Below are 25,708 nucleotides of genomic sequence, written 5' to 3'. Positions count from 1 at the left end.
GAATTGATTATGAATAAATTAGTAAAATTATTCGCATTGTTTGCATGCATCGCCATGATGCTTGCATCGTGCGCCCCCGAAAATTACGATCTGGGAGCGATAGATGTGAAGTCCGAAGACCTTGTGGAAGGAATTGCATTCAAAATAGAACACGATGCCTCCAACCCCAATATCGTCTATCTGACCAGCCTGATGGATAGCAAATATACTCCATTGTGGAGCCATCCCCAAGGGCGTAGCCAAAAACAGAAGGTGACATTGAAGATTGCTTTTCCGGGCACATATCAAGTTACCTTCGGAGTGGAAACACGGGGAGGAATAGTCTATGGCGAGTCTGCCAGTTTTACCATTGACGAATTCTATGCCGAGTTTGTAAGTGACGAACTTTGGACATTGCTCTCGGGAGGCGTAGGAAACGCTAAAACATGGTATCTCGACCTCGATGCCGATGGTGTGAGCCGTTACTTCTTAGGCCCGTTGTACTTCTATGGTACGGACGATAGTTGGGAAACCGTAACCAACGGTGTTACGTTGCCTGAAGGCAGCGACTCCTGGAGCTGGCAGGCCGACTGGCCGGGCAATAGCTGGATGATGAATGCTGCCGACTTCGGTTCAATGACATTCGACCTGATAGACGGAGCCAATGTGGTCGTAGAACATAAAACGATCCCGGCCAGAGGAACAGAGACAGGGACATACATGCTTGATGTGGATGAGCATACCATGCGAATGACAGATGCTTCGCCTTTACACGATATCAATCGAGACGGGGTGGTTATAGATTGGGGCGATATCAAGATAATGTCACTTACAGAAAATACATTGCAATTGGCTGTATTACGCGATCCCGTCCTGTCGGGTGAAGGTGCGTGCTTGCTGGTTTATAATTTCATCAGCAAGGAATATTACGACAACTGGACTCCGGGCGAGGAAGAAGAGCCCGAACCATCGCTTCCCGATAACTGGATGGACGACGTATCCCAAACCGTTAACAAAACCGTCGTTTGGAAATTATCAGAAAGTAATCCGCTGGATTGGTGTAACTTAGACGGAACACGGATGAACGGATGGAATAACCCCGGAGATTATCCTGATTGGTTGGGAACCCCCGATCCGGCCGTATACGGAGATTTCAGCCTGACGCTGAATTCCGAGGATATGGAAGCAACTTTCAAGTTGCCTGACGGAACGGAATTAACAATGAACTATTCGCTGGACGACAAAGGAATCTATACATTCGAAGAAACAGTCCCCGATTTTCCGGTTATCAGTTGGGCTTCTTTCCACCTTGATACCGACCGTCAATTACGTATTATGAGTATAGAGAAAGACGTCTCGGGGAATGTTTCGGGGATATGGCTGGGTGCCCGCGACCCGGAAAAGCCGGAATATATGGCCTATCACCTGATCCCCTCGGCAGGCAGTACGATTACTGATCCGTTGAAAGCATGGAAAAATGCCTTTGCAGGAAAAACGTTCAAACCCGATGTTTACTGGTTTGTAGACTGGGTAGGCGGCGCTCCGGGTTTTTCAGGAGGATGGACAAGTCCTTCCACTTTCGGGGATGATTATACTTCCAACGGCTGGGTATGGGATGCCAATGTGAGAGCAGTTGCCGAGAGCGCTACCCTCAGGTTCGAACTAAACGGTGATAAGCTTAATGTAACGTTGAATCAAATAAAAGAGGGAGTTGATTATTCTGCGACAGGTGATGTTACCATCAATGCTGCTGATAATATATTGAATATAAGCATACCATTAGTAGATTATGCCGGGACTGCAGCTTCCTGGTTGGGAACAGTGAATGATAAATCTCCTACGGGAAACTCTTCCGACTGGTACTTTGTTTCTCACGGAGGATCCAATTTATCGAACATCGATACGCAAGGCTTCTGGTTGGGACGTTACACCTCTTCCGTTGCCGCAGGAGATGATAATGATGAAGTTTTGATCTTCCATTACGTATTGGCGGAATAAGAACAGATAGATAAAGGGTCCGGAAAATAATAGGCTGTTTTCCGGATCTGAATAAATTCTCAGGAAGAAAATGAAAAAAATTGTACAACTATTGTTATTGGGCCTGTACTTATTGACTACAGTTTATGCCTGTTCGACCGATGACGACACGCCCGCACCCGAACTGGAGGTTTCGACCGAAAGCATTACCCTGCCGGCCGACGGCGCAGAGAAAGGAATGCACATCAAGACCAATGTAAACTGGACGATTACCAGTTCCGAATCGTGGTGCACGGTGAGCCCTTCATCAGGCACAGGTACAGGTACGATAAAACTGATGATAGCAGCAACGCCCAATACGACGGATGACAATCGGAGCGCCCTGCTCACCGTTACAGCCGGAAACCTGACAAAACAAATCAATGTAATGCAGTCCTTTAGCGAAAAACTAATAATTACTCAAAAAGAGTATGCGATAAGTGCTGCTGGTGGCACCGTTACCGTCGATCTGCAGGCAACAGGAGAGGTGAACGTTGCGACCGGTACCGGCTGGATCATACTCCGGAACGCCACAAAAGGGTTGACAAGCAACTCCGTGACATTCGACATAACGGCTAATGGAAATATCTTCAATCGCGAAGGTACCATTACTTTTACTCTCGGCGAACTGTCGGAAACGGTGATCGTAGTTCAGGAGGCAACCCCTCTTACCATCGCTGCCGACAAAACCGGCATGGACGATAACGCTTCGGCACTGGCTGCAAAAATGGGAATAGGTTGGAACCTGGGCAATACACTCGAGGCGACCGACGGGACCGTCGCCGGAGAAACTTCGTGGGGTAATCCCAAAGCCAGCCAGACATTGATAGACGCTGTCAAAGCCGCAGGATTCAATACCATACGCATACCATGCGCGTGGAATGCCTATATTGAGGACCAGAATACATTTAAAATCAAGGATTCATGGCTGGAACGGGTGAAAGAGGTAGTCGACTATTGTGTGAACGCCGGCATGTACGCTATCATCAATATCCACTGGGACGGAGGCTGGCTGGAACAGAATCCGACTTATGACAAACAGGAAGAAGTAAACAGAAAACAAAAGGCCCTCTGGGAACAGATTGCCGTTTATTTCCGCGACTATGGCGAACACCTGCTTTTTGCCGGAACAAACGAGGTGCATGCAAATTACAATACTCCTTCGGCAGAGAATATAGAAGTACAGGAATCGTACAACCAGACATTCGTAGATGCGGTACGTTCTACCGGCGGTAGGAATACATGGCGGAACATCATTGTACAATCATACAATACCAATATACAGTATGCCATAGATTATATGACAATGCCTGTTGATCCTACTCCAAACCGTATAATGGCGGAAGTGCATTATTACGATCCTTATGAATTCACTTTACAGGAAACAAATACCGTTTTCCTGTGGGGAAAAGATTTCAAAGGAATGGCAGGAACTGCAACATGGGGGCTGGAAGACTGGACGGATACACAGTTTAACAAGATGAAAACAAATTTTGGAGACAAGGGTATCCCTGTTATTCTGGGAGAGTATGGTGTTATATTAAGAGCATCCCTCAGTGCGACGGATTATGCAAACCATATCAAAGCCCGCAATTATTATTTGAATTACATAACCAAAAGTGCGATAGAAAACGGCATAATCCCGGTCTACTGGGATAATGGCCCCACAGGGGACAAAACCATGGGCTTATTCAACCGATCAACAGGAGAACAGGTGCATTCCGATGCAATAACGGCAATTATAAATGCCGGTGACAGGTGAATTTATTTTGACAAGCAAACCGGGTGGTTTCTTCACAGAGACCACCCGGCTATTGGAAAATCAAAAAGTCATATAAGAAATAGAACTAATTAAGTTGTGGTTTCGATATTTAATAGTATTCATTCGATGATATTACAGGTGTAAGTGTCCGGGCGGTTTTTTCCGCAACCGGTTGGTTATACCTGTAAACCAAGTCGTATGTTGTTTCTCCGTTCCATCCTTTCACTTTAATGGAAAGGTTTACAGAGTCGGCGTTATCATCCCTGAAGGGTTTCAGATCGAAACAAACAAAACCTTCATATAATTTTGTCTGTGTACTCTCATAAGCATTGTGACGGAACTCCAGATCAATTGCGTCGGGTGATGATCCTTCTGAAAGTGTATTCTCTACAAGGTTGATCAGGTGCGGTTTTACACCACCATAATTGAACAAAAACGATACATTCAGATAATCACCCCCTACCCATATATCCTTGATCCTTACCGGGTCGTTGCCTATGCTGTCTTCGTTCTCCGCATTCAACTCAATTGGTTGCTTTGTAAGGATATTCCAGATATCGTTTACTTTGATGTCATAATCGTATGTTGTTCCCGGGCTGTCCCAAAGAATAGTATAATTAAGAAAGACACGCTGGTTGTCCTTCGGGGTATATCTTATATTACTGGCCGCAGGCCATAGGCGTTTGCCATTGTCCAATAAGAATGAATAGTTGTTTTCGCCTTCCGGTACGACTGTGGCTATACTGATGTAAATATCTCCCAATGATCTTCCATTATCGTCACAGGAGGGAATAGCCAGTAAAAACCCCATCAAAAGGATACTGATTTTTAATACTGATTTCTTCATGCAACTATATTCTATTTTGTTTTCTTTTCTTTATTATAACAGATGCATAAAAAGAGAAAACGCTGCATGAAGAAACAGGGAAATTTCGATATTTAACATTGTTTAAGTTATCTCGCCCAATTAGAGCTATTATTTCTTTACAATACTTTCGGTAAGTATATTTGAACAATATGTACGACTAAAAGGATTAAAAAGGACGGATGATTTAGTCGTAATCACATAACTTGTGAAACTTGAGTTTCTTTATAGAATATCTTTTGAATAAAGTTTTTTGATCAGGTCGGGTCTGCCTATGCGTTTAAGTCTTTTGATTACCGATTGTCTCTGTTTAGGATCATACCAAAAGAAAAATTGACGTTGCTCATTTTTTTCCTCTTTGGTTTTAGCCGTATATACTGGTTGCAATGTATAAGGATGATAACCGGTGTAATAGATTTCGGTAGCCAGTGTCATGGGAGAAGGAGTGAAGTCCTGTATCTGTTCCAGCTTGAAGTTCAGTTTCTTTGTGATAACGGCCAGTTCGGCCATATCTTCCTCTCTGCATCCCGGATGTGATGAGATGAAGTAAGGAATCAATTGTTGATTCAGTGAATGTTTTTTATTCACTTCATCGAAGATTTGTTTGAACCGGTCGAAATAACCGAAAGAAGGTTTCCGCATTATTTTCAGGGTATCATCCGATGTGTGTTCGGGAGCCACTTTCAATCTGCCTGAGACATGATTCCTGATCAGTTCGCCGAGGTATATCCGGTGCGATTCAGTGGTTTTCTCATCGTTGCTCTCCTGCAACAGTATATCGTAGCGGATGCCGCTTCCGATAAATGATTTCTTTATTCCCGGCAATGCATCCACCGCCCTGTATATCTCTATCAGGTCGGAATGATCGGTATTCAGGTTAAAACAGACCTTCGGGAAGATGCAGGAGGGTTTTTTACACTTTTCGCAAATAGAGAGATCCTTCCCTTGCATCCGGTACATATTAGCAGAGGGGCCTCCCAGATCACTGATATATCCTTTGAAGTCGGGCATCTGGGTGATTTTCTCCACTTCATCCAAAATAGATTGTTTGGAGCGTGAAGCAATGAATTTCCCCTGGTGTGCAGAGATAGTGCAGAAAGCACATCCCCCGAAACATCCTCTATGGAGATTGACCGAGAATTTGATCATCTCATAAGCCGGGATATGCTTGCCCTTGTATTTTGGATGGGGTAACCGGGTATAAGGAAGGTCGAACGAGGCGTCAATCTCTTCCTCTCCCATCGGGGGATAGGGGGGATTGACGACAAGCGTTCTACCATCTACCTTTTGAAGAATGCGTGCAGCACGGAGCCGGTTGGATTGTTCCTCTACCACACGGAAATTTTTAGCCTGTTTCAATTTATCTTTCGCACACTCCTCATGCGAAAAAAGGGAGATTTCTTCATTGAACGGATTTTCTGGAGCTTCAGTGCATAGAAAGGCGGTTTGCGGAATATCATTGATCTTCTGGATGGATTTTCCGCTGTGGATCTCACGTATCAGTTGTTTCAGGGGGAGTTCCCCCATTCCGTATATCAGCAGGTCGGCTTTTGCATCTGCCAGGATGCTTTTGTGGAGTTTATCATCCCAATAATCGTAATGGGTGACCCGGCGCAGTGAAGCTTCCACTCCGCCGATTACGACCGGTATGTCAGGATAGAGTTCTTTCAGGATGCGGGAATAGACAGTTACTGCCCTGTCGGGGCGCATATCGGCCCGGCCGTCAGGGGTGTAAGCATCCTGTGATCGGAGCCTTTTATTGGCTGTGTAATGATTGATCATTGAATCCATTACGCCGGCGGTCACTGCAAAGAAGAGGCGGGGAGTACCCAGTTTCTTGAAATCACGTAAATCGTCCCGCCAGTTGGGTTGTGGTACAATCGCCACACGTAAGCCCTGGCTTTCGAGCAGGCGGCCAATTACTGCTGTGCCAAAAGAGGGGTGATCGATATAGGCATCACCGGAGAAAAGGATCACATCCAGGGTATCCCATCCACGAAGATCCAATTCTTTTTTAGTGGTAGGTAACCAGTCTGTGGGTTGGTAGGATCGGTTGTTAATCGGATCAACCATCGTTAGCCTGTTTTTGCCCTGCATCCAGTAATACCGCTCTCTCTACTGCCAGGTGGATATTGGAACAGATATTCTCACTCCCGATGATCTGTGGAATATCTGACTTTTCGATACTTTCGCGTACGTTCTCTTTTACTCCTGAAAGAATGATTTGTATCTTCTCTTTCTTTGACCGTCTACACAACATTTCGAGGTTGTTCAATCCGGTTGAGTCGATGAAAGGCACCATTCGCATACGGATAATCCGAATACGTGGATGATCCCCCAATTCCCGTGTTATCTCATCGAATTTACTGGCTACTCCAAAAAAGAAAGGCCCTTCAATTTCATAGACTTCCACACCATCGGGCAGATGAAGTACTTCTTCCTGAGTGTCGGCAGATTGGGATTCCATCTCTTTTGCCAGATCAATACTTCCGGTAGTACGGGATATCTGGATACTTTCATTCATTCTCTTGAGAAAGCCGAAAATCGCAAGCATCAAACCGACTCCTATGGCGATGGTCAGATCGAAAATAACAGTAAGCAAAAAGGTGGTCATCAGAATACCCATAGTCGATTTCGACTGTCTGGTGAGTAATACGAATGTACGCCACTCACTCATGTTATATGCTACAACCACCAATACCCCTGCAAGGCAAGCCATGGGGATATGCCGGGTAAGATCACCCAGGAACAGGACTATCAACAGGAGTACCACGGCGTGGATAATTCCCGCGACAGGTGTCCTTCCGCCATTGTTGATGTTGGTCATTGTGCGTGCAATGGCTCCGGTAGCCGGGATACCTCCAAAAAATGGGGTGATGATATTGGCAGCACCCTGTGCCACCAGTTCCATATTCGAATTGTGCTTGTGTCCGGTTGCTCCATCCGCTACCGTAGCCGATAATAGTGATTCGATAGCTCCCAGCATGGCAATGGTAAATGCGGCAGGGGACAGCAAACGGATGCTTTCGAGGCTTAGCGGTATTTGTTCCATATCAGGCAACTGGTTGTTGATGATAAACCTGTCGCCAATAGTCTCTATGGTTGTAATGCCTCCGTAGGTTTTCATCAGGTAAGCCGCCAAAGTCATTACGACAAGTGCTACCAGTGAGCCCGGCACCTTTCTTGATATTTTTGGGGTGAATATGATAATGACTACGCTTATCATAGCGATGAGTGCAGCCCACCAATTGATCGAGCCGAAATGCTGGAGGTAGACACCCCATTTTTCAATGAAGCCGGACGGCAATGCTGGAGTGGTAAGTCCGAAAAAATCTTTTATCTGTGTGGAGAAGATGGTCAGGGCGATACCACTTGTGAAGCCGATAACAATGGGATAGGGGATAAATTTGATGACTGCTCCCAGTTTCAGGAAACCCATTGCCAAAAGCATTATGCCGGCCAGTACGGTCGCAATGGCAAGGCCTTGCACTCCGTATTGCTCTACAATACCATAGACAATTACGATAAAGGCGCCGGTAGGACCACCGATCTGAACTTTACTGCCACCCAGGAATGAAATGATGAATCCGGCGATTATGGCTGTATAGATCCCCTTCTCCGGCGCAACTCCTGATGCAATCCCAAAAGCAATGGCCAGTGGCAATGCTACCACTCCCACAATTAATCCTGACATCAGGTCGGCAAAGAATTTCTCTTTGTTATAGGTTTTTAATGATTGAAAAAGTACAGGTTGAAAATCCTGCAAGAAATTTATCCTCATGAAAATAACGTGAATAATGTACCCGGGTGCCTAAGTGCCCGGAAAAATGACAGTACAAAGGTAACAAATTAATCCCGATTTGTCAGGACAGGAGGTGGTAATTTGGTTTCGCCTGAATATCAATACATTCTACACCGCTCCCTGTTCCACAAGGACGCAGACACGCTCTGTTACACGGTCTTCTCCAAAGGGGTTGTACCTGGTCTTGAGGCTATTACCGAACATTCCGGCAAACAGGTTGTAGGACCACGCTTTAAAACTACCCATAAAGGCGTCGATAATGTGATAGGAGGAGGAGTTGGTTTCCCGGTCAACTAATTTCATTAATAGTTGTCCCTGCGACCGGGTAAGTTTTTTCATTTTTGGGGTATATTGATCCATAAGGTATTTCTCCATCCGATTGAGGTGCTTTTGCCTTTCTTTGTCGTTGGGAAGCGTCTCCATATATTCATATGTTTCCAGGATGATGGCAGCAATCTCCTTGGCGTAAGGGAGTGTTTTCTTTACATCACGAACCAGCCTGGTATAGGCTATCTGATCTTTGGTGTTGCGGAAGGTAAGCGGAGAATACTTAATAAAATCCTTCAACCACATACAGGCGACGGTGTCACCTTCCAATACCACGGCAGGATACACATTCGGCATTAAAAAAATAGTAGATGCCGGTGTGCCTGAATTGGGGCTTATATTAGCTGCATAATACCCCTGTGCTTTTATCCCGGGGGATAAAAGAGTTGTCAATAGTGTAAGGAATATAATGCTAAGTCTTTCCATAACGATGCAAAGATAATGGGTCACTTTTATTTTCTGTCAAAAAAACTCGTTAAGTGTAGTTAATTAATCTTCGAGTTTTTAGATTGTTAAGTAAAATTGAACCAACAGAGAATAAAACAGGGCAAAACTATAAAAAAAGCACATTATTTTGAGGCATAATCGGGAAAAAAGTGTATTTTTGACTGAATTAAACAGAAGGCAATGGCATATTCTCATTTAGGCGGACTTGTTCACAGGCAGGCACAAAAATATGGTAAAAAAACAGCGGTCATGTATCAGGGGCCGGCTGGCGAGTGGTTGCATTTGTCATGGAACGATCTATCGGATAAGATCATGAAAGCTGCCCAAGCCCTGGCGGAAATGGCAGTGGAACCGGGAGATAATATCGGGATATATTCCCAGAATATGGGAAAATATCTGATCACCGATTTTGCAGTATATGCCAACAAGGCGGTGATGGTACCGATGTATGCGACTTCTTCGCCGATGCAGGTAAGTTATATTGTGAATGATGCCCGGATAAAACTACTTTTTGTGGGTGAGCAGTTCCAATATAATAATGCATATAAGGTTCAACAAGAGAATAATTTGCTTGAAAAGCTGATTGTCTTCGATAGGAATGTCGTTTTGAAACCTGACGACAAGACGTCGGTCTATTTTGATGATTTCATTACTACCGGGGATAATTCCGAGTCGTTGGCATTGGTGAATGCCAGGTTGAAGCAACTGGATAATAACGACCTGGCCACTATTATCTATACTTCAGGGACTACCGGTGAGCCGAAAGGAGTGATGCTGACACATGCCAATTTCTCTGAGATATTCAGGATACATGATATCCGGCTTACCGATTTGTCGGAAAAAGATCTTTCCATGTGTTTTCTTCCTCTTACCCATATCTTTGAAAAGGCCTGGAGTTATTACTGTCTATACAAAGGAATAACTGTGGCAGTGAACAAGGAGCCGGGGGAAATCAGGGAAACCATTAAACAGGTGCGTCCCACATTGATGAGCAATGTCCCCCGTTTCTGGGAAAAGGTATATGATGGTGTGAAAGAGAAAATGGACAGCGCTTCGGGAGTTATGAAATGGCTGTTTACAGATGCCGTGAAAACAGGCCGCCGTCATAATTTGGAATTTATAAACGAAGGGAAGAGGCCTCCGATAGGTAACAGGATAAAATTCTTTCTCTACAGGCATACCGTTTTTTATCTGGTAAAACGGGTAGTGGGTATTGACCGTGGAAATTTCTTTCCTGTAGCAGGGGCTCCTTTGTCGGATACCATTAACGAATTCATGCAGTCGATAGATGTGCACCTGATATATGGTTACGGCCTTACAGAAACTACCGCCACAGTGAGTTGTTTTCCTGCAAGGGGATTCCGTATCGGTACCGTGGGAAAAGTAATGCCTGATGTGGATGTGAAGATCGGGGAGAACAATGAGATATTGGTAAAGGGGGCAACAGTGACGTGTGGGTATTATAATAAACCGGAGGCAACGAAGGCTGCTTTTACCGGGGATGGCTATTTCAGGACAGGAGACGCCGGTTCCCTTACGGAAAATAATGAGATTATTCTCACCGATCGGATTAAGGACCTCTACAAAACTTCCAATGGAAAATATATTGCACCGCAAATGATCGAAACGCGTATAGGGGAGGATAAATATATTGATCAGGTAGCGGTGATTGGAGACGAGCGCAAATTTGTAAGCGCGTTGATCGTTCCTAACTATGAAGCCCTCAAAGCCTATGCCAACCAACAGGGTATTGCGTTCGATTCGATGGAAGGGTTGGTGAACAATCCTGATATCCACGCTTTTATTTTCGGCCGCATCGAACTGCTGCAGGCACAATTCACTTCCTATGAGAAAATTAAACGCTTCGCTCTACTATCCGAGCCATTCCGGATGGAAACCGGTGAGTTGACCAATACCCTTAAACTTCGCCGAAAAGTAATCCTGGAGAGGTATGCAGATGTGATTGATAACCTGTATGTTTAGTTAAAAATTACCAATGACTAATTACTAATTACCAATTATCGGTGAAGGCATTATCGTATGGAGCATATTATCGGCGAAGCCACTATCATTGGCGTTACCCGTCCCGATTTATCGGGATTGGCATATTAATCTCATTGACATATTAACTGCGTTTCGCTCCGTTGAACGTTGTTTGGCATATTATTCACATTAATCATCACATCAACAAATCATCACTACCTGTCCCGACTTGTCGGGATTAGCACATTAAATCATTATCTTTTCATAATACAGGATGCACCTCGGAAAAGTTCAATAAATTAGATTATTCCTGCGTTCGGCAAAACAAGTAAACTCGTTCTGCTCTCTCTTAACGGAATAATTCAAACAAGTTTGGCTCTTCTCTCGGCTTTCACTATCTTTGCACCGTTTTTAAAGTGTAAAAGAATGGATTACAATTTCAGAGAGATAGAAACTCGTTGGCAGCAGTACTGGATTGATCATCACACGTATAAAGTGAGCGAAGACCGGTCGAAACCCAAGTTTTATGTGCTTGATATGTTCCCGTACCCTTCAGGAGCAGGGTTGCATGTAGGGCATCCACTGGGATATATCGCATCGGATATCTTTTCAAGATATAAGAGACTACAGGGATTCAATGTGTTGCATCCCATGGGATATGATGCCTATGGTTTGCCGGCCGAGCAGTATGCCATTCAAACCGGACAACATCCGGCCATTACTACTGAAAACAATATCAGACGTTACCGTGAGCAACTGGACAAAATAGGGTTCTCTTACGACTGGAGCCGTGAAGTACGTACCTGTGATCCTGCCTATTATAAGTGGACCCAATGGGCATTCATCCGTATGTTCCATTCCTACTATTGTAATCAGGCACAACAAGCCCGCCCCATTGCCGAACTGACAGAGGTCTTCTCACAACAGGGAACTGCCGGTCTCGACCTTGCCTGTAATGAACCGATGGAGTTTTCTGCCGAAGAGTGGAATGCCAAATCAGAAAAAGAGCAACAAGAGATATTGATGAACTACCGTATCGCCTATCTGGGAGATACCATGGTAAACTGGTGTCCGGAGTTGGGAACGGTACTCGCCAATGACGAGGTAAGTGAAGGCCTTTCTATTCGCGGAGGTTATCCTGTGGAACAGAAGAAAATGCGGCAGTGGTGCCTGCGGGTATCTGCTTATGCGCAACGCTTGCTCGATGGATTGGATAAAGTAGACTGGACCGACTCTTTGAAAGAAACACAGCGGAACTGGATAGGACGCAGTGAAGGGGCTGTGATGCATTTTAAGACCTCCCGGGGTAGCACTTTCGATATTTTCACCACCCGTGCTGATACCATCTTCGGCGTGACATTTATGGTGCTTGCGCCCGAAAGTGAACTGGTGGGCGAGCTGACTACCGATGGACAGCGTGAAGCGGTAGAGGAATATATCATCAAAACCAAGAAAAAAACCGAACGGGAACGTATTGCCGACAAATCGGTCAGTGGCGTATTTTCCGGGTCGTATGCCATACATCCCTTTACGGGAGAACAACTTCAGATATGGATTTCGGATTATGTGCTGGCGGGATATGGGACCGGAGCCATTATGGCAGTACCGGCGCATGACAGCCGTGACTATACCTTTGCCAGGCATTTCAACCTGCCTGTCATCCCCCTGGTCGAGGGATGTGATGTGTCGGAAGAGAGTTTCGATGCCAAAGAGGGGATCATGATAAACTCAGATTTCCTGAATGGAATGACCGTAAAGGAAGCTATCCCCGCAGCCATTGATGAGGTAGAGAAACGAGGACTGGGTTATAGGAAGATCAATTTCCGACTCAGGGATGCTATTTTCTCCAGACAACGCTACTGGGGTGAACCTTTCCCTGTCTATTACAAGGACGGAATGCCCTACACTCTTGATGAAAGCGAATTGCCGCTGGAACTTCCGGAAGTGGATAAATACCTCCCTACTGAAACAGGTGAACCTCCGTTGGGACGTGCTGCAAACTGGTATACCAAAGAGGGCTATCCGCTGGAATTGAATACGATGCCCGGATTTGCGGGATCGTCGGCCTATTACCTGCGCTATATGGATCCGCAGAACGACAATGCATTGGTATCGGAAGATGCCGGCAGCTACTGGCGCAATGTAGACCTTTATATAGGGGGGACGGAGCATGCTACCGGACACCTTGTCTATAGCCGTTTCTGGAATAAATTCCTGTTTGACCTGGGTGTCTCCTGCGAGGAGGAACCCTTTAAAAAGCTGGTGAACCAGGGGATGATCCAGGGAAGGAGCAATTTCGTATACCGGATAAAAGGATCCAATACATTTGTGTCGCTGAATCTGAAAGAGCAGTATGATGTGACACCTATTCATGTGGATGTTAACATCGTGCACAACGATATCCTCGATATAGAAGCATTCAGGAACTGGAACCCCGAGTACAAGACGGCGGAATTTATCCTGGAGGATGGAAAATATATCTGTGGATGGGCTATTGAGAAAATGTCGAAATCGATGTTCAACGTGGTCAATCCCGATGATATAGTGGAGAAGTATGGTGCCGATACGCTCCGTCTTTATGAGATGTTCCTTGGGCCGCTTGAGCAATCCAAACCGTGGGATACTAACGGAATTGATGGTGTACACCGCTTCCTCCGCAGGGTATGGAATCTCTTTTATAAAGAGGGCAATTTATCAGTGACTGACGACGAGCCGACGAGAGAGGAGTTAAAGGCGCTGCATAAACTGATTAAAAAGGTGTCGTTCGATATCGAACATTTTTCTTTTAATACGTCGGTTTCCGCCTTTATGATTTGTGCGAATGAACTCACCTCATTGAAATGCTCCAAAAGAGCGATCCTGGGCGATCTGGTTGTTTGCCTTGCTCCTTTTGCTCCACATATGGCAGAAGAGCTCTGGCACACGTTGGGTAACAACACAACGGTATGTGATGCGGAATGGCCGGTGTGGAACGAAGAGTTCCTCAAGGAGGATGCCTTCCCTTATGCGATCTCTTTTAACGGGAAATCACGGTTTGTATTGGAATTCCCGACAGATGCAACCAACGAAGAGATCGAAAAAGCAGTGCTTGACCATCCCAATTCCCAAAAATGGATAGAAGGCAAAAGCCCGAAAAAAATAATTATTGTACCAAAGAAAATCGTGAATGTGGTGATATAAATGGGAAAATTACCTGAATTCAGCCTGAAGAGGTTTTACTGGAAAGACTACCTGGTCATCGTCCTGGGTACTTTCATGTATGCATTGGGTGTTACCCAGTTCATTATGCCGCACCATTTTGTGATGGGTGGACTTGCAGGAGCCGCTTTGCTTTTAAATTATGCTTTCGGGTTACCTGTGTCGTTGATGGTATTTGTAATGAATGCCGTGCTGTTATTGGTAGCCTTTAAGGTGCTGGGATGGCAGTTTCTGGTAAAAACTATCGTGGGAGTTTCATTACTGTCCTTTTTCCTGGGTATGTTCGAGAGTTTTCAATGGCAACCGATTATGATGGACGAGCCGCTTATGGCAGGACTGATCGGCTCCATCGTGGCGGGTTCGGGAGTAGGGTTGGTAATGTCGGTCAACGGTAGTACTGGTGGAACTGATATTGTAGTGCTTATTATCAATAAGTACAGGAATATTACCCCCGGCCGCACAATGTTGTTTGTCGACCTTGTCATTGTGGCCTCTTCTTTTCTTATTTTCAAGAGTATGGAGACCATTGTATTTGGAATCATTATTATTGCGGTGATGGCTACTTCGGTCGATTGGGTGCTGAACGGTATTCGACAATCGGTGCAGTTCTTTATCTTCTCAACCAAGTATGAAGAGATCGCTACCCAGATCAATCTCCAGTTACACCGTGGCTGTACCGTATTGGATGGCGTCGGATGGTACTCCCAAAAGCCACAAAAGGTACTTTTGGTGATGGCCAAGCGAAATGAGTCTACATCCATTTTCCGGCTGGTAAAACAGATCGATGGCAATGCCTTTATCTCACAAAGCAATGTGGTGGGCGTCTATGGACAGGGATTTGACCGGATGAAATAATTTCAGGACTTTCCACTACTCGCCTTATCCACCAGATAGATCATAGATTTATAGGAAATACCACTGTTTATTGATAATCCTATCTCACATGTCCGACTGTTGGAGTATCCCTCTGTGGCATCTCGAATTCCTTGCCTTAGTGGTGCAAGTGCCGAGTTGTTGAGCTCAGGATAGAAAAACCCCCTATCGCCCGCCCAACCACAACAGTTGATATTTTCGGGGATGATCACCTTTTCTGCACAACGTGACGCCACTGCACGAAGTTTCTCTTCCAGATGCATCTTCGTAGAGCTGCAGGTAGTATGGATGGCAATAGATATAGGTTGTAGGGTAAATTGCAGCCGGTCGAGTAAAAAATCGTGGATAAACTCTACCTGGTCATACAGCCTAAGGCGCTTGTCGAGTGTTTCGCGCATATGCAGCAGGCAGGGACTCATATCACAGACAATGGGCAATTCACCGTTTCGACTAGCTTTCAATAGTGCCTCGTTCAACTCATTCTCCTTTTTTTGTGCCTGCTTCCGGAATCCCTTACTGCTAAAAGCCATTCCGCAACACAGGTCATCTTTTCCCTCAGGAATAATAACCGCATAGCCTGCTTTTTTCAGCACTGAAAGCATTTTTTGAGGTATATCTTCCTTCTCTTCATAACCGGATGAAGGACCACCCATGGCACGGGTGATACATGCAGGGAAATAAACAACCATAGGTGCATCGGGATTGGTAGCAGGGAAAATATTGCGTTTGATTTTTTTACTGCCGGAGGGCGTATGGCGTGTCCATAGCGGGAATGCTCCGTCACCTAACCGGTAAAGCCCTTTTGTCACGCTTTCCATCGTCCGGTACCCTACACTCTTTCCGATGTAATGAGGGATCGGTAACAATCTGCGTAACAGGGAAGTCATTCCTGCCATATTATCGGCAATGGTGTCGGCAACCCGGTTGGCGAGCCTGTTGTTTTGCTGCCATCGCAACTCTTTGATAAGTTTTCCTGTATCGATCCCTACCGGGCAGGCAATACCACACAATCCGTCGGTAGCACAGGTCTCTTCCATAGGATAGGAGATATCTCTCAGCTGTTCCTGTACCGGGCTTTTTTTCTTATTCCCGGAAACTGCCTGCTCTGACAGATGCCGGTAAGCGATGATCCGTTGCCGGGGGGTAAGGGTCAGATTCTTTGACGGGCAGCTCACCTCACAAAAACCACACTCGATACATTTATCAATAATAGGATTGGCTTCCGGAATCCGTTTCAGGTTCTTGATAAAGATTTCATGGTCATCATTGATCAATACGCCCGGGTTGAGTATATTTCTTGGATCGAAGGCCTTTTTGATGCGTTTCATCAATCCATAGACTCCTCCACCCCATTCTTTTTCTACAAAAGGAGCCATATTCCGGCCGGTACCATGTTCCGCCTTGAGGCTGCCATTGTGTTTCACTGCGACCAGTTCACAGAGCTCCTGCATGAAAACGGCATATTTTTCTACTTCCTCGGGAACATTGATGTCGGGGAATACAGTGAAGTGTACATTCCCGTCTAACAGATGTCCCCACATCACTGCATTTCCATAACCGGTACGGACAAGTAATTCGCGAACGTCGGTAAGTGCATCACCCAGAGACTCGGCCCTGAATGCGATATCTTCAATAATACTGGCTGTACGGGGTGGGCGGGTAGCGGCTGCCGAAGTGAAGAGCCCGTTCCGGACATTCCAGTAGAGGTTGTATAGATGTTTGTCGGTAGTGAATCTGATCGGAGTAAGCGTATCTATATGTGCCAGCTTTTCTTCAATCTCAGCCATTTGTGCCAATAAAGTCCCTTCGTCGTCGGCTGAGGTATCGATTAACAGTGCGGCAGCACCCTCCGGTAATGACCTCAACTCTTCGGGCATACCCTCCTGGTCTTCCACGGCACGTAACGCGTTACGGTCCATCAACTCGGCAGCGCTTACCTGGCAACTCCGCAGCGGAATGATCGTATTACTCACATCGTGAAGGTTGGAGAAATAGATCATCGCCGTAGCTTTAAGAGGCGCATCGTGAACTGTCTCGAAGGTGGCCTGTGAAACAAAACCCAGGGTTCCTTCCGAACCGATCATCAGGTGCTGGATAATCTGGATGGGATCGCTGAAATCGATCAGCGAGTTCACCCCGTAACCGCAAGTGTTTTTCAATTGGAATTTTGATGTAATCTTTTCCCGGATAGCTTCGTTATTGACAGTCTCTTTGTGCAACTGTTCTATTTCTGCAATAAGCTGAGGATGGTCGGCAATGAAGGCACGGCAACTCTCTTTATCTGCGGTATCCAATAACGAGCCGTCGGCAAAAATAATACGCATCGACCTGATAGTATTATAACTGTTATACCGGATACCGTAGCTTGATCCACTCGCGTTATTGGCAATGATCCCTCCAATCTTGGCAGAATTGATGGAAGCCGGTTTGGGTCCCAGCTTACGTTTATATCTCATCAATATACGGTTGGCGGCAGCACCGGTGAGTGCGCAGCCGAATGTGGCAGTAGCTCCCTCATCAGTGATGGTGGAGAATTCAAAACCATTCCCTGCTTCCATTAATATGGAGTCGGAGATGGTCTGTCCGCTTAAGCTGGTGCCGGCAGCTTTAAATGTTACAGGCATATTTTCTGTCCGGCAGAATTCCAATAAGCGGATTACCTCATCTTCGGAGTTCACCCTTACCACCGCTTTGGGGATAAGCCGGTAGAGCCCTGCGTCAGTTCCTTTGACAAGACGCGAAAGTTCATCAGTGAACACCTGATCCTGAGGGAGTAATTGTAAGAGCCGGTTGCGTAATTGTTTAACTTCCATACTGCAAAGCTACGTATATATTCTTAAAAACGCAATAAATATGTATTGGAAGATATGGCACTAAAATATTGATATGAAACCTATTAAAAACTTTTTACAAAACGTTTAGCGATGGTGCAGTCATTCTTTATTATGAACCGACAAACGAAAGAATAAAAAAAGCTGTCGTTTCGGACAGCTTTTACACACTTTTTCATTTAAACGATGAGTTTCCTTGTCAGCTCAATGATGCGAAGACTTCTTTTTCTTCGGCTTCCAAAGCAACTTTTCCTTCTCTTGCCAGCCATCCCAGTGCTGCGTAGAGGTCTTTGTCGGTTAATTTCGTTGCTTTTTTGATCTCTTTTACATTCTGCCGGCCATTCTCGTCCAGAATTGTCCATACTTTACCGGCGTTGATTCCAATTTGTTCAACCATTCATTTTGATTTTTAAAAATAGTATAACCTAATAATTTCGGAGCAAAGTTACAGTTATATTTGCAGAAAAACAACAAATCAGGATGATAATCAATCAGGTAGTGTTTTCATGTCAATTTTTAGTTACCTTTTTCATCAGGTCTGAGACTTGACTGATGAGTGAATGCCGGTTGTCATTACAGATCACATAATCGGCATATTTTATTTTTTCCTCTTCAGGGAGTTGGCTGTCCATCCGGGCTTCTACCTCATTGCGTACCGACCCGTCACGTTGAATGACCCTTTCAATGCGAAGCTCTTTTGGGGCTTGTACCATGATCACTTTGTCCACAAATTGGTGAAAACCCGCCTCTATGAGCAGGGCGGCGTCGAGAATCACCATAGGGTAATGTTCCCGTTGCAGGCACCATGCCGTAAAATGTCTCGCCAGTTCGGGATGGATAATGGAATTGACAATGGCGAGCTTACGACTATCATGAAAAATGATGGAAGCTAACTTTTTTCTATCGAGCTTGTCATCTATATAGAGATCTTCTCCGATTTGTAATGTCAGTTGTTCTCGGATATGCGGTGATGAATCGTTCAGTTTTTTTGCTTCCAGATCAGCATTGTACAAAGGAATCCCGTGCAGATGAAAAATTTCTGATACAACTGACTTGCCGCTCCCTATTCCTCCTGTGATGCCAATCCTTATCATCTCTTAGTCTTACTTTCAAACAGGAATTCCACCGAAGTGGGAGAAATACGGGGATTGATAATAGAAGAGGGTGCGTCGGTGAGTTCAAGTACCACACGCCCATCCTCGTTAGAATGAAACTTCCTGTAGTCGAGCTTAATGGAGAAATCTTCCGGGACGATCTTCTTGTACTCATCAAGTGTGACAGAGAAAGTGACATTGGCGCGTGACGGGAAAAATTTTACATCGAGGTTTGACGGTATATGGGTGGCGGTAATGGGAACCTCGATGGTCCGTTCTGTATATTCACGTATGGGAATATATATATCTACCTGTGAAGGTATAAATTTTACCCCTTCTACATTGTTTATTTTGACTGGCAGTTGCGAAGTGGCTTTCAGGTTTTTGAATACGGTATATTCGGTTACAGCACCTTTCAACTTGTCTAGCGACTGCTGGGAACCGTATGCCATTACTACTTCCGGTATAAAGGTCGCACTGTCTGCCACTAAATTGGCCCTGCTTGTGGTAATCTCACCATCAAAAATTACAGGCAATTCTTTGTTCTGTAACTTAGAGGTTGCCAAAGAGATATTCATAGGATAATAACCCCTTATGGTAGTGCTGGGAAATAACTGGTTCCTAATAAGTTGCCTGTACTGGTCACCCTGAAGTACCGTATTGTTGCCTTCAGTAATTTCGGCAACATCGATTTCGAGTGAATCTCTTTTTCTCATATCGAGACGAAAGATCTGCGCTCCATTATCGGCTACACTTACCTCTAAAAAGGAAGGTAAGGGGTTGTCAAACACCACATCGTCGGGGATGTTCGTATATTTTAACGGTATCCTGTAAGTGCCCTCTACGTTTTCTTTCTGAAAGAAGAGCATTAACCAGAAAATAAAAGCCAGCACTAGAAAGAAAAGGAAAGCCAGTACATTTTTCCACTGGACAGTGGAAAAAAAGGCCTTAATCCCAGGGAGCCATTTTTTGATGATAGCTTTTACTTCCATCACAAACGCAGTTTACTTGGTCTGTTGTGCTACGTCGGCCGGTGAGGCGTATACTGAACCCTTTTCAAATTTTAATTTTACGCCATCAGCTACTTCCACTAAAAACCATGTGTCGCCTACCTCTCTGATCCTTCCATGGATACCCCCTGAAGTAACAACCTTATCTCCCGCTTTCATTGCTTCGCGGCTTTTCTGCAATTCTTTCTGTTTTTTCTGTTGCGGACGTATCATAAAGAAATAAAATACGGCGAAAATGGCAACCATCATTAACAGGGTACCGCCCATGCCTCCTGCACCACCTGGCGCTGCTTGTAATAAAACATTCATAAAAATTATTGTTTAGGTGTTTATAATTAATTTTTAAAGATACGCTTTTCTTTTTTTATCTCCTGTACAATCGCATCCAAAATTCCATTGATAAAGGTGCCGCTTTTGGGTGTACTGTATGATTTGGCGATCTCGATATATTCGTTTAGTGAAACATTGGTTGGAATAGACTCAAATGTAAATATTTCGGTAAGTGCTACCTGCATTATGATAAGATCCATGAATGCAATGCGGTCGAAGTCCCACTTTTCGGTGTGTTTCTCGATAAGTCCGCGATATTCCTTCTCGTCCAATATGGAATTATGGAGTAACTTCAACGCGTACTCCTTATCTTCTTCGTCCTTAAACATTGGCAGCAGAGGTTGTTTATCGCCATTCTTTGGAGAAAACCGCTTGATGGTCTTCATTACAAAAGTTTGTACGATCTCCACATCGTCATTCCAATAAATGCACTCATCCTCCAAAATATCATCCAGCTCTTCGTTCACGTAGATAAACTGTTTGAACGTTTTCCGCCAGAACTCCTGGTCCTCTTCGTAAGAAGGAGAAGCAATCGCCGTATACTCTTTGTAAGTTTCCGAAGATAAAATCTCGTCTAACAGGCTCTTGATAAATGCCTCGTTAGACTCCCATGACATAGGACGTTCCGCAAGCTGTTTTTGGAACTGTTTGTTCTCGCGCAACTGCAGGATGAACTTATTGTCAATAAGATGGGTGTTGGGATGCAGATCCTCCTCCGTCGGCAAAAATTTATTCCGTTTTGTCTCAATCCTGTTTTGATACGTATCGGTGAGCTCTACCATCAGAAGAAGTAGAAAATAATAAAGATCATATGATTTTTGTAAGCCGAACAATAATTCTTTTTCAGCGTTACGCAAATCTCTATTCGTATTTTGGTACCAAGCATAAACCAATTGTACAACCCTGATACGAATTAAATTCCTGTTAATCATTGTTTTAATGAACGTTTTCGTTAAGCTAAATGAGCATAATACAAACTTGCGTGTATTATGCCATAGCGAGAATTGAAAATCGAGGAGCGAAGGCGACTCAAATTGTCTAACTTTAGTAAACTTAGTTTTAGAGTTGCAAAAGTAGCTATTTTTTTGGTATTAAACACACTGTTGGACGAAAAGTAAGCATATGGGGGTGAAATTAGGACAGTGACCGGTGAATTATTTCAACAAATTTCGTAGATTTGCGTGTATTGTGGAAAAGTGGGAGAGACTGGAGGGGAAATGATGGTGTGCTTCGCACGATAAAAGTGGACTGGGGAGACAAGGAGATCTACATCCTACATCTGAAGTCTTACATTTGAAATTAAAACTAAGTTATATGAAGAAAAGAATTTTTATACTTGCACTTATGTTGGTCGGTATATCGGTTATGGCACAGCAACAGGAACGGAATATTTCTATTATCCCCGAACCTGTTTCGCTTCTTAAGAAAGGAGGGCATTATGTGTTGCCCGATGAAATAATTATTTCAAGTCCGGCAGACAAAGAAACTGCCTACATAAGTCGATTATTGAAAGAGAAACTTTCAACGGCACCCGGGAAAAAAGTGAAGGTAACCACCTCCGCCGCCAATGCGAATATCCAGATCTTATTGAATAAGACGGCCGATAAGGAGATTGGCAGCGAAGGATACCGATTAGAAGTTACACCTGAGAAAGTGGTCCTAAAAGCCAATAAGCCTGCCGGCCTGTTGTACGGGGTGCAGACGCTTTTCCAGCTTTTACCTCCCCAGATCGAGAGTGATAAAAGAGAGGAGAATATTTCATGGCAGATACCGGTGGTGGAGATTGTGGATTATCCCCGGGTAAAATGGAGGGGATTGATGCTTGATGTCTCACGTCATTTTTTCACGGTAGATGAGGTGAAGCAATTTATCGATAACATGGTGAAATATAAATACAATATATTTCACTGGCACCTTACTGATGACGAAGGTTGGCGTATTGAGATCAAGAGCCTGCCGAAACTGACAGAGGTGGGGGCCTGGCGCACCGAGCAGATAGGCTGGTTCGGCAGCCTTTCCGATCCTGATCCCGATGCTGCTAAGAACTATGGCGGTTTTTATACCCAGGATGAAATTAAAGAGGTGATTAACTATGCTATGGAGCGCAATGTCCAGGTGATGCCTGAGATAGACGTGCCGGGACACGCTTCTGCGATACTCGCAGCCTATCCCGAATTGGCCTGTTTTCCGGAGAGTGGCGACCATTTTGTGCGTACGGGTGCTCCTTTCCTCGACTGGAATACCGGAGGGCGACCTGCTGCCATTTATGAGAATACGCTTTGCCCTGCCAATGAAAACGTCTATGAATTCATGGATAAGGTGATTACTGAAGTGGCGGAACTTTTCCCGTTTGAGTACATTCATACCGGTGGCGACGAAGCTCCCTATACTTTCTGGGAAAAGAGCCCGGCTGTCAAACAGTTAATGGCCCGTGAAGGAATAGAAGATATGGCCGGCGTACAATCCTATTTCGGTAAACGGGTAGAACAGATCATTCTTTCCAAAGGGAAAAAAATGATGGGTTGGGACGAGATCCTTGAAGGCGGTATCACACCCACCACCGCATTGATGAGTTGGCGTGGGATTGAACATGGAATTGAAGCTTCCAAATCGGGACATTATGTAGTGATGAGTCCGACTAATTATGTATATATCGATTATATGCAGGGTGATCGTTCTACTGAGCCAATTGTATATAACAGTCTGCGATTGAATCAAACCTATCAATTCGACCCTATACCGGAAGGTGCCAATGCACAGTATATATTGGGTGGACAGGCAAACTTGTGGACTGAACAGGTATATAATATCCGTCAGGTGGAATATATGGTTTGGCCGCGTGGATTTGCCGTGGCTGAATCGCTCTGGTCTCCAAGGGAAAAAAAGGATTGGACCCGTTTCACCTCCAAGACGGAAGATCATTTTGCGCGCTTGGATTATGCGCAGACTAAATATTCCCCGGCGATGTACGATCCTATTGTAACAGTAACAAAAGAAGGGGAGGAGCTTGTTGTGACGCTCACGACGGAGATCGATGGGTTGGATATTTATACCAGTTTCGATGCCTCTACTCCCGACAATTTCTATCCGGTCTATAAGGAGCCGTTACGGATTCCAAAAGATGCTTATATGCTGAGAATTATTTCCTATCGTGACGGGAAACCTATCGGGCGACTGATGAGTATTTCCGCAGAGGAACTCAGGAAAAGAGTAAAATAAATAATCTCTTAAAAAATATTGGACTGTTGTTTAATAAAAAGAAAATCATTACCTTTGCGCCGCTTTTTTGAAAGCTCCCGTGTGATGGGAAATAAAGAAAGCACTTTATTTTGAGTAACACAAACAAATTGTAAAAATGAAAACATTTGAATTGAAAGGCGAGATCAGAGACGATTTCGGAAAAAAAGCGGCCAGGGCATATCGCAGCGAAGGGCTGATCCCGTGTGTTGTATACGGAGGACATAGCGAAGGCAATGTGAACTTCGTAGTGAAGCAGGGCGACGTGCGTAAATTGATTTATACGCCGGAAGTCTTTCTGGTAAATCTCGACCTTGGGGAAAAGAAATTACAAGCCATCGTAAAAGAGTTACAATTTCATCCGGTAAAAGATACCATTCTTCATATCGACTTCCTGCATGTGGTTGAAAATGCACCTGTAGTGATTGAAATTCCTGTTCGTCTGGTTGGTCTGGCTGCCGGTGTGAGAGCTGGTGGTAAGTTGTCACTCGATACACGTAAACTGAAAGTAAAAGCATTGCCTTCCAAATTGCCCGAAGAATTGGTGGTGAACGTAGAAAAACTGGAATTGGGTAAATCTATCCAGGTTGGGCAGTTGAATTTCGACGATGTGGAAATATTGAATGCCAAGAATGCTGTCGTATGCCGTGTGCAGTTGACACGTGCTGCAAGAGGGGCAGCAGCAAAGGCTGAGTAAAAAGAGAGAGGTATGAAACGAGCATGAGAGCTGTTCCCATCCGGAAACGTTTTCGATAAGCGAATACAGAGGAAAAACTTGTTTTTACTATGTTGAGCGTAGAATTGAAAATCGAGGAGCGAAGGCGACTCAAAACGACTAACTTTAGTGAACATGACAATATGCGAGTTCCATACAAACTTAGTGTTTAAAATTGATATTGTCGTATGAAATATTTGATTGCGGGATTGGGAAATATCGGACCCGATTATGAGCAAACCCGCCACAATATTGGATTTATGGTATTGGACGCTTTTGCTAAAGCGTCCAATACTGTTTTTGAGGACAGGCGATATGGCTTTGTCGCAGAGATGCGGCTTAGAAATAAATCGCTTATCCTGCTCAAACCTTCTACTTTTATGAACTTGAGTGGAAATGCTATCCGCTATTGGTTGCAGAAGGAAAAGATTGAAAACCAAAATCTGCTGGTGGTGGTCGACGACCTTGCGTTGCCCTTTGGAACATTGCGTATGAAATCTAAGGGGAGCGATGCCGGCCATAACGGATTGAAGCATATCCAGGGTCTGATAGGACAGAATTATCCACGGCTCAGGTTCGGAATCGGAGATAATTTTCCGCAGGGGCGACAGATTGATTATGTGTTGGACCGGTTTTCGGAAGAAGAACAGCGACTGTTGCCCGAACGGATCGATATGGCAGTAGACATGATCCGCAGCTTTTGTCTGGCGGGTATTCATATTACAATGAATCAGTACAATAACCGATAGATCCTGTCTGTACGAGCAGGCTTGCTGCTGTGAATTTTCTCCCGTCTGATGATAGTCTTGGTTCTGTTAATTTACTAATCTGAAAGAAATGGATGAAGTAAGGATAGATAAATGGTTATGGGCAGTGCGTATCTTTAAGACACGTACTGCCGCTTCCGAAGCTTGTAAGAAAGGGCGGGTGATGATCGGTAACGTTGCCGTAAAACCTTCAAGGAATATCAGGGCAGGGGAGATCATTGAAGTGCGAAAATCGCCGGTTACTTTTTCATTTAAGGTGCTGGCATTGGCCGACAAACGCATGGGTGCAGCCAAAGTGCCCGAGTTCATGGAAAACGTGACCCCTCCCGATCAATACGAACTGCTGGAGTTGAATCGGATCAGCGGATTTGTCGACAGGCAAAGGGGAACCGGCCGTCCTACCAAGAAAGAGCGGCGTGACCTGGAGCAGTTTACCGACTCCTTCGATTTTGACGAATCTGATTTTTGAAAA

Annotated in this window: 19 protein-coding genes; 9 read left to right on the top strand and 10 right to left on the bottom strand. The window is 44.8% G+C overall.

Features of this window, described 5'->3' with window-relative positions; translation table 11 throughout:
• Window positions 1–9 precede the first annotated feature (9 nt).
• Both U2P89_RS04310 and U2P89_RS04305 read left to right on the top strand, forming a co-directional pair.
• The gene (locus tag U2P89_RS04310; RefSeq protein WP_322190710.1) at window positions 10–1,977 is read left to right on the top strand and encodes a hypothetical protein; all 1,968 of its coding nucleotides are present in this window, start codon (window positions 10–12) and stop codon (window positions 1,975–1,977) included.
• 70 nt (window positions 1,978–2,047) lie between these two features.
• The gene (locus U2P89_RS04305; RefSeq protein WP_322190709.1) at window positions 2,048–3,757 is read left to right on the top strand and encodes a cellulase family glycosylhydrolase; all 1,710 of its coding nucleotides are present in this window, start codon (window positions 2,048–2,050) and stop codon (window positions 3,755–3,757) included.
• A 109-nt stretch (window positions 3,758–3,866) separates the two neighbouring features.
• On the opposite strand, the gene U2P89_RS04300 is transcribed toward U2P89_RS04305, so the two are convergent.
• The 4 genes from U2P89_RS04300 to U2P89_RS04285 form a co-directional block, all read right to left on the bottom strand.
• Window positions 3,867–4,604, bottom strand: coding sequence for a NigD-like protein (locus tag U2P89_RS04300; RefSeq protein WP_091906805.1), 738 nt, complete (start codon window positions 4,602–4,604; stop codon window positions 3,867–3,869).
• Window positions 4,605–4,847: 243 nt separating this feature from the next.
• Window positions 4,848–6,695, bottom strand: coding sequence for a YgiQ family radical SAM protein (locus U2P89_RS04295; RefSeq protein WP_322190708.1), 1,848 nt, complete (start codon window positions 6,693–6,695; stop codon window positions 4,848–4,850).
• The gene (locus U2P89_RS04290; protein WP_091906801.1) at window positions 6,688–8,403 is read right to left on the bottom strand and encodes a SulP family inorganic anion transporter; all 1,716 of its coding nucleotides are present in this window, start codon (window positions 8,401–8,403) and stop codon (window positions 6,688–6,690) included. The genes U2P89_RS04295 and U2P89_RS04290 overlap by 8 nt, the downstream gene beginning before the upstream one ends.
• A gap of 129 nt (window positions 8,404–8,532) precedes the next feature.
• Window positions 8,533–9,177, bottom strand: a complete 645-nt coding sequence (locus tag U2P89_RS04285; protein ID WP_322190707.1) for a DUF4294 domain-containing protein — start codon at window positions 9,175–9,177, stop codon at window positions 8,533–8,535.
• A 201-nt stretch (window positions 9,178–9,378) separates the two neighbouring features.
• On the opposite strand from U2P89_RS04285, the gene U2P89_RS04280 reads away from it, so the two are divergent.
• The 3 genes from U2P89_RS04280 (at window position 9,379) to U2P89_RS04270 (ending at window position 15,234) form a co-directional block, all read left to right on the top strand.
• On the top strand, window positions 9,379–11,181 hold the full coding sequence (locus U2P89_RS04280; protein ID WP_091906799.1) for an AMP-dependent synthetase/ligase: 1,803 nt from the start codon (window positions 9,379–9,381) through the stop codon (window positions 11,179–11,181).
• Between the two features lie 426 nt (window positions 11,182–11,607).
• On the top strand, window positions 11,608–14,361 hold the full coding sequence (gene leuS / locus U2P89_RS04275; RefSeq protein ID WP_322190706.1) for a leucine--tRNA ligase: 2,754 nt from the start codon (window positions 11,608–11,610) through the stop codon (window positions 14,359–14,361).
• The gene (locus tag U2P89_RS04270; protein ID WP_091906795.1) at window positions 14,362–15,234 is read left to right on the top strand and encodes a YitT family protein; all 873 of its coding nucleotides are present in this window, start codon (window positions 14,362–14,364) and stop codon (window positions 15,232–15,234) included.
• A 2-nt stretch (window positions 15,235–15,236) separates the two neighbouring features.
• Here the strand turns inward: U2P89_RS04270 and U2P89_RS04265 are convergent, their stop codons facing one another.
• The 6 genes from U2P89_RS04265 to nusB form a co-directional block, all read right to left on the bottom strand.
• The gene (locus tag U2P89_RS04265) at window positions 15,237–18,065 is read right to left on the bottom strand and encodes an FAD-binding and (Fe-S)-binding domain-containing protein (protein WP_091906793.1); all 2,829 of its coding nucleotides are present in this window, start codon (window positions 18,063–18,065) and stop codon (window positions 15,237–15,239) included.
• Window positions 18,066–18,282: 217 nt separating this feature from the next.
• Window positions 18,283–18,480, bottom strand: a complete 198-nt coding sequence (locus U2P89_RS04260) for a winged helix-turn-helix domain-containing protein (protein WP_076931783.1) — start codon at window positions 18,478–18,480, stop codon at window positions 18,283–18,285.
• Between the two features lie 112 nt (window positions 18,481–18,592).
• Window positions 18,593–19,177 (bottom strand): dephospho-CoA kinase, encoded by a 585-nt coding sequence (coaE, locus tag U2P89_RS04255; RefSeq protein ID WP_091906791.1) that lies wholly within the window; start codon window positions 19,175–19,177, stop codon window positions 18,593–18,595.
• Complete coding sequence (locus U2P89_RS04250; RefSeq protein WP_091906790.1) at window positions 19,174–20,169, bottom strand: CdaR family protein; 996 nt, start codon at window positions 20,167–20,169, stop codon at window positions 19,174–19,176. The genes coaE and U2P89_RS04250 overlap by 4 nt, the downstream gene beginning before the upstream one ends.
• Window positions 20,170–20,181: 12 nt before the next feature.
• Entirely contained in the window at window positions 20,182–20,505 is a 324-nt protein-coding gene (yajC, locus tag U2P89_RS04245) for a preprotein translocase subunit YajC (RefSeq protein WP_091906788.1), read from the bottom strand.
• Window positions 20,506–20,522: 17 nt separating this feature from the next.
• Window positions 20,523–21,449 carry a transcription antitermination factor NusB gene (gene nusB, locus U2P89_RS04240; RefSeq protein WP_076931779.1) on the bottom strand — a complete coding sequence of 309 codons (927 nt, stop codon included), beginning with the start codon at window positions 21,447–21,449 and terminating at the stop codon, window positions 20,523–20,525.
• Between the two features lie 382 nt (window positions 21,450–21,831).
• Between nusB and U2P89_RS04235 the strand changes: the two genes are divergently transcribed.
• The 4 genes from U2P89_RS04235 (at window position 21,832) to U2P89_RS04220 (ending at window position 25,705) form a co-directional block, all read left to right on the top strand.
• Window positions 21,832–23,736 (top strand): beta-N-acetylhexosaminidase, encoded by a 1,905-nt coding sequence (locus U2P89_RS04235; RefSeq protein WP_091906786.1) that lies wholly within the window; start codon window positions 21,832–21,834, stop codon window positions 23,734–23,736.
• Between the two features lie 136 nt (window positions 23,737–23,872).
• Complete coding sequence (locus U2P89_RS04230) at window positions 23,873–24,451, top strand: 50S ribosomal protein L25/general stress protein Ctc (protein ID WP_092026765.1); 579 nt, start codon at window positions 23,873–23,875, stop codon at window positions 24,449–24,451.
• A 206-nt stretch (window positions 24,452–24,657) separates the two neighbouring features.
• On the top strand, window positions 24,658–25,218 hold the full coding sequence (gene pth, locus U2P89_RS04225; RefSeq protein WP_091906781.1) for an aminoacyl-tRNA hydrolase: 561 nt from the start codon (window positions 24,658–24,660) through the stop codon (window positions 25,216–25,218).
• A gap of 88 nt (window positions 25,219–25,306) precedes the next feature.
• Complete coding sequence (locus tag U2P89_RS04220) at window positions 25,307–25,705, top strand: RNA-binding S4 domain-containing protein (RefSeq protein WP_091906779.1); 399 nt, start codon at window positions 25,307–25,309, stop codon at window positions 25,703–25,705.
• The last annotated feature ends 3 nt before the right edge of the window (window positions 25,706–25,708 follow it).

This window comes from Proteiniphilum sp., assembly GCF_034331125.1.
GTDB classification, from domain to species: Bacteria; Bacteroidota; Bacteroidia; order Bacteroidales; family Dysgonomonadaceae; genus Proteiniphilum; species Proteiniphilum saccharofermentans.
This window is presented reverse-complemented; position numbering and strand designations above follow the sequence as displayed.